The 4,867-nt window shown below is 69.3% G+C and carries 8 protein-coding genes; 2 read left to right on the top strand and 6 right to left on the bottom strand.

Going from position 1 to position 4,867, the window contains the following annotated elements:
- On the top strand, positions 1-359 hold a 359-nt coding region (locus E1295_RS47080; RefSeq protein WP_166427780.1), incomplete at its 5' end, for an SGNH/GDSL hydrolase family protein.
- Here E1295_RS47080 and E1295_RS47075 read toward each other — a convergent pair.
- Complete coding sequence (locus tag E1295_RS47075) at positions 360-728, bottom strand: DUF2516 family protein (RefSeq protein WP_132641751.1); 369 nt, start codon at positions 726-728, stop codon at positions 360-362. It abuts the gene before it with no gap.
- Positions 729-875: 147 nt separating this feature from the next.
- The gene (locus E1295_RS47070; RefSeq protein ID WP_132641749.1) at positions 876-1,463 is read right to left on the bottom strand and encodes a TetR/AcrR family transcriptional regulator; all 588 of its coding nucleotides are present in this window, start codon (positions 1,461-1,463) and stop codon (positions 876-878) included.
- Positions 1,464-1,552: 89 nt separating this feature from the next.
- Between E1295_RS47070 and E1295_RS47065 the strand changes: the two genes are divergently transcribed.
- Complete coding sequence (locus E1295_RS47065; RefSeq protein ID WP_132641747.1) at positions 1,553-2,356, top strand: enoyl-CoA hydratase/isomerase family protein; 804 nt, start codon at positions 1,553-1,555, stop codon at positions 2,354-2,356.
- 183 nt (positions 2,357-2,539) lie between these two features.
- On the opposite strand, the gene E1295_RS47060 is transcribed toward E1295_RS47065, so the two are convergent.
- From E1295_RS47060 to E1295_RS47045, 4 genes are read right to left on the bottom strand one after another with little or no spacing between them, the layout of a single operon-like run.
- On the bottom strand, positions 2,540-2,989 hold the full coding sequence (locus E1295_RS47060; RefSeq protein WP_132641745.1) for a hypothetical protein: 450 nt from the start codon (positions 2,987-2,989) through the stop codon (positions 2,540-2,542).
- Between the two features lie 3 nt (positions 2,990-2,992).
- Positions 2,993-3,484 carry a helix-turn-helix domain-containing protein gene (locus E1295_RS47055; protein WP_132641743.1) on the bottom strand — a complete coding sequence of 164 codons (492 nt, stop codon included), beginning with the start codon at positions 3,482-3,484 and terminating at the stop codon, positions 2,993-2,995.
- Between the two features lie 60 nt (positions 3,485-3,544).
- The gene (locus E1295_RS47050) at positions 3,545-4,450 is read right to left on the bottom strand and encodes a M56 family metallopeptidase (protein ID WP_132641741.1); all 906 of its coding nucleotides are present in this window, start codon (positions 4,448-4,450) and stop codon (positions 3,545-3,547) included.
- On the bottom strand, positions 4,447-4,803 hold the full coding sequence (locus E1295_RS47045) for a BlaI/MecI/CopY family transcriptional regulator (RefSeq protein ID WP_132337141.1): 357 nt from the start codon (positions 4,801-4,803) through the stop codon (positions 4,447-4,449). Before E1295_RS47045 ends, E1295_RS47050 begins: the two co-directional genes overlap by 4 nt.
- Positions 4,804-4,867: the final 64 nt, after the last annotated feature.

Here is a 4,867-nt window from a genome sequence, read left to right as displayed (position 1 = left end):
AGGTGGAGCTGTCGTGGCGGCCGCCCCCCGACGTGCTGGTCATCTCGGGCGGCCACAACGACCGGCGCTGGCGTCCGGCCCGCGTGGAGCGGGCCGCCGAGCGGCTGCTGGACGTCGTACGCGGCCACTGGCCGGACACCACGATCGTCATGGTCGGCCCCATCTGGCTGGACACCGCCCCGGCGAAGGCGTACGCGGTGCGCGACGCCCTGGTGCGGGTGGCCCGGCGCAACGACGTGACCTTCCTCGACCCGATGTCCACGCGCTGGCCGCCGGAGGCGGTGCTGCCCGACGGCGTGCATCCCACGGCCGCCGGGCACAAGCGCATCGCCGCCTGGCTGGCGGCGCGGCTGGTGTGACTACCAGGGCCCGTAGGGGCCGTTGCCGCCGCGCCCGCCGCCCATGCCCTTGACGGCCGGCTTCACGTCGACGATGTAGACGGTGGCCGCGATCACCGCCGCGATCGAGAAGATGCCGATGCCGATGCCGATGAACTGGGCGTCGCCGACGATCAGGAACGCGTTGAAGTAGCTCCACGCACCTCCGGCGGAGAACAACGTGGCCAGCACGAGGATCAGCAGCCAGAGGTTCTTCTTCAGCTTGCCCGCCGAGACGAACGCGTTCGTCGGGACACGCAGCGCGTGCACCAGCGCGTAGACCGACATGCCGAAGATGACGGCGGCGAGCACCAGGAACAAGAGGTTGAACACACCGTTGATCAGATTCATAGTCGTTGGCTCCGCCTATACGCCGCGAGGAAATCGGCTTCAGCCTAATAGGCGCCCCTGGCGCGCGGGCACCCCGGAAGCGGAAAGGCCCGCCTCCGCAGGCGGATTCCCGGGGTCGTCGCGACCCCGAGATCGCTTGCCGGCGGGTCATCGCCGTGCGGCCGGCCGGAGGAGCGGCATGACGATGTCGTCGATGATCTCGGTCACCGTATCGGCCGGCAGCGGCCCGCGTGACATCAGATATTCATTGCGTAGCAGGTCGATGGGCAGCCTGAGGATGCGTGCGCCCGGCAGGCCGGGTTCGATCTGGCCCCGGTCGGCCGCGCGCCGCAGGATGACCCGCGTGACATCGTGCACACCCTCTCCCATCACATAGGTCCGCACCTCGTCGAACACGGCGGGATCGTTCCGGCTGTCGGTGATGAGGCCGCTGATGAGATCGCTGGGCAGCAGGTCGAACACTTGCCGGACCCGCACCAGCAAAGCGACCAGATCATCACGTACGTCACCGGTGTCCGGTACCTCGGCCGTGGCGGCGAAGCGTTTCAGCGCTGCGAGGAAGAGCTCCGGTTGGTTCTTCCAGCGCCGGTACAGGACGTGCTTGCTGGTGCCCGCACGTCTTGCGATGTTGTTCATGGTGGCCTTGGCGTATCCGGCCTCGCGCAGTTCGTCCCAGGCCGCCTCGACGATGGCCTCTTCCAGCGTGGATCCCCTGCGCCGTCGTGTCTGCTCCATTGTCCCGCCTTGCTGGGAACCGTGAGTTCCTTATACTACTGGAACATGAAGGACCCAACGGTTCCTTATTGACTTGAGAGAGAGTGGACATGGACACGGATGCCTACACCACCGTGCGCTTCGAGCGGACGGGACAACTCCTGACGGTCTTCTTCCGCGACCCGGTCGAGGCGAACACCTCGGACCTCGCCATCCACGAGGAAGTCGGCCGCCTCTTCCACGACCTGCGTGAGGAGCGCGAAGCAAGAGCGATCGTCCTGACCGGCTCCGGGCCGGCCTTCTTCACCGGGCTGAAGGATCCGGTCGGCTCACTGCTGTGGCAGCGCGAGCAGGGACTGCCGGTGATCGACGCCGGCCGGCAGGTGGCCAGGCGGATCGTCTGGGATCTGCTCGACGTCGAGATTCCGATTGTCGCCGCGCTCAACGGCGACGCGACCGGCCTCGGGGCGACGATCGCGCTGTTCTGCGACGCGATCTTCATGGCGGACACGGCGGCCATCGCGGACCCGCATGTGCGGATCGGCGTCGTCGCAGGCGACGGCGGCGCGGCCATCTGGCCGATGGTCATGGGGCCTGCCCTGGCCAAGCGCTACCTGCTCACCGGCGATCCCGTCACCGCGTCGGAGGCCGCCCACCTGGGCCTCGTCACGCACGTGTGCCCCGTCGGCGAGGTGCTGCCCGCGGCGACCGCGTTCGCCCGGCGCCTGGCCGCAGGCGCTCCTCTGGCCGTGCGCTACACCAAGATGGCCGTCAACCGGCTGCTCAAAGACACCATGGCCGGGGCGATCGAGCAGGGCCTCGCCCACGAGTTGCTGACGTTCACGAGCGAGGACATGGTCGAGGCGCTCACCGCCGCACGCGACGGCCGGACGCCGGCCTTCCACGGCAGGTAACCGGGCGGTCTTTCTCAGGGGATGGGCGCGCGGCCGAACTCACACGCGAGTTCCCGTTTCCCCGGCACCCGGTCGCCGGCGTGGATCCGCTCGTGCGGGTGCCACGCACGGCTGAGGGCGCCGCCGATGTGATCGGTGGCGCCCCCATCGTTCTGACTGCCCGTGAAGGGCCTTACGGCTGGGTCAGGACCCGGCCTTGGTGGTGCGGGTCTTCCTGGCCGGCCGGACGGGCTCGGCGGTGGCGGGCTCGGCGGCCTCCGACACCTCTTCCAGCTCCAGCGCGGCCTCGCCGGACGCCTTGCTGACGGCCCTGCGGCCGCGCGTGGCGAAGTCGTCGTAGACCTCGGTGGCCCTGTGCGTCAGCTGGTCGGCGTAGCCGCGGGCCTTCTCGGGCAGCTCCCTGGCCAGGCCCTCGGCCTTGCCCGCGACCTCGCGGGCCCTGACGGGCAGCTCCTGCGTGAACTCGCGGGCCTTGACCGGGAGCTCCTGGGTGAACTCGGAGCGGCGCGACTGCAGCTTCTGCAGCTGCTCAGGCAGCTCGCGCAGCTTCTCGACGGCGTAGTCGCCGACACCCGCGACGGCGTAGAACGGCTTGGACTCGGTCAGCTTCTTGACCTCGGTAGCGAGCGTCATGGGTTAACCTTCCTTGGTTTCCTGGGTGACGTTGCCGTTGCCGGAGGGCGTCGCGTAGGGCTCAAGTGCGGCGCGAAACTCCTCGGGCAGCGGTTCGTCGTCCGTTTCGGGGCCGCGCTGGGGACGAGCATTCTGGGAGGTCTGCTCGTCCCCGGCGGGCGCCTCCTTACGGAACGACTCGTAGATATCGATCAGCACCTGGCGTTGCCGTTCGGTGAGAAGCGGGTCGGCCCTGATCGCGGTGATCACGTCGCTCGGCGGCTCGCGGTCCTCGATGAGGCCCGCCTGCACGTAGAGCGCCTGCGAGGAGATGCGCAGACCTTTGGCGATCTGGTTGAGGATCTCCGCGCTCGGCTTACGCAATCCCCGCTCGACCTGGCTGAGATAGGGGTTGGAGACCCCCGCCGCCTCAGCCAGCTGGCGAAGCGAGATCTTCGCCTGCTGCCGCTGCTCGCGGATGTACTCGCCGATCGAGCCGACCTTGGGTAGTGCCATGCCTGTATTCTGCCTCGCGCTGCTTGCAATTGCAAACGCGGTGATTAACTCCAGCAAGCACTAGAGCGGGATGACCCACAGGAACGGCGTGGCGATGAGCAGGCTCACGGAGAGCGCGATGAATCCGTAGCGGGCCGGCGCGGCCAGCTCGGGACCCGGCTTGATCAGGCGGTCGACCCGCGCCATGACGTGATGGGCGTGCACGCCGAGCATGCCCTGGGGCGTCGGCATGGCGCCCGCCGTGCCGAACCTGAGCAGCGCCGTCGCCAGCCTGCGCGGCGAGCAGTAGCGGCGGGCCCGGTCGTCGGCGGCCATCTCGATGAGCAGCTCCACCTGGGACTGGGCGTCGGCCACCACCTTCGACCAGGGCAGCGCCCTGCGCAGCGCGGCGAAGGGCAGCAGCACCAGGTCGTGCCGCTCGCGTACGTGCGCCGACTCGTGCGCCAGCACGGCCGCCAGCTCGTCCTCCGACAGCAGCTTGAGCGCGCCCTCGCTGACCACGACCTGCGAGCGCAGCCCCGGCACGCAGTAGGCGGCGGCGCCGGGATGGTCGAGCACCCGCACACCCGGCACGCCGGGATCGTCGCGGGAGATCAGCGCCAGCACCATGCGGTGGCGGCGGCGGGCCCGCAGCGCCTGCACGCCCGCCATGATGAGCACGACCACCAGCACGGCCAGCGCGGTGAGGCCCGCGATCAGGGCGAGCACGTGCAGGAAGTCCCACGCCTGGGGCGGTGTCTCGCCCCGCCCGAACGCGATCAGCCCCTGCAGCACCCCCGTGCCGTAGGGCTGGACGGCGAAGGCGAGCATCGAGCCGGTCGTGGCGAGCCCCCAGGCGAGGCCGAGGGACTGCCAGACGATGACGGCCAGCCGGGGGGCGCGGGAGGTCCACCGGGCCGTGGTGAAACGCCAGGAGCCGAGCGCGCACGCCGTGGCGAGCGCCGCCAGCACCGCTGCCGTGATCACTCTTCCTCCAGCTCCGTGAGGACTCTTCGCAGGATCTCCGCCTCCGTGCCCGACACTGCCTGGGCGAAACGGGTCAGGGCGGCCGATCGGTCGCCCGTCATGTCCAAGGCTTCCAGCATAAGCTCAGCGATGTACGCGTCGCGGCTTTCCGCCGGCTGATATCTCCACGCGCGACCGTCACGGGTGCGCTCGAGGAATCCTTTGCGGGTGAGCCGGTCGAGCACCGTCATCACCGTCGTGGGGGCGAGGTCGCGGTCGGCAATGAGCCTGCCGACCTCGCGGGCGGTCAGTGCACTGCTCTGCGCCCAGAGGATGTCCATGATGCTGCGCTCAAGCTCGCCAAGACCCTTCACGCCTTTCAGGGTAGCTCTACAACCTGTCGAGCTGGCATTCGGGGCGTGTGACCTTGCTGACGTG

The sequence above is a fragment of the Nonomuraea mesophila genome (genome assembly GCF_004352805.1).
GTDB lineage: Bacteria > Actinomycetota > Actinomycetes > Streptosporangiales > Streptosporangiaceae > Nonomuraea > Nonomuraea longispora.
The sequence above is the reverse complement of the archived record's forward strand: the minus strand, read 5'-3'. Positions and strand labels throughout refer to the sequence as shown.

Bases quoted from the DNA above. Each gene is read 5' to 3' on its own strand.
- E1295_RS47055 (WP_132641743.1), bottom strand. From the start codon at position 3,484: ATGGCACTACCCAAGGTCGGCTCGATCGGCGAGTACATCCGCGAGCAG.
- E1295_RS47070 (WP_132641749.1), bottom strand. From the start codon at position 1,463: ATGGAGCAGACACGACGGCGCAGGGGATCCACGCTGGAAGAGGCCATC.
- E1295_RS47065 (WP_132641747.1), top strand. From the start codon at position 1,553: ATGGACACGGATGCCTACACCACCGTGCGCTTCGAGCGGACGGGACAA.
- E1295_RS47075 (WP_132641751.1), bottom strand. From the start codon at position 728: ATGAATCTGATCAACGGTGTGTTCAACCTCTTGTTCCTGGTGCTCGCC.
- E1295_RS47060 (WP_132641745.1), bottom strand. From the start codon at position 2,989: ATGACGCTCGCTACCGAGGTCAAGAAGCTGACCGAGTCCAAGCCGTTC.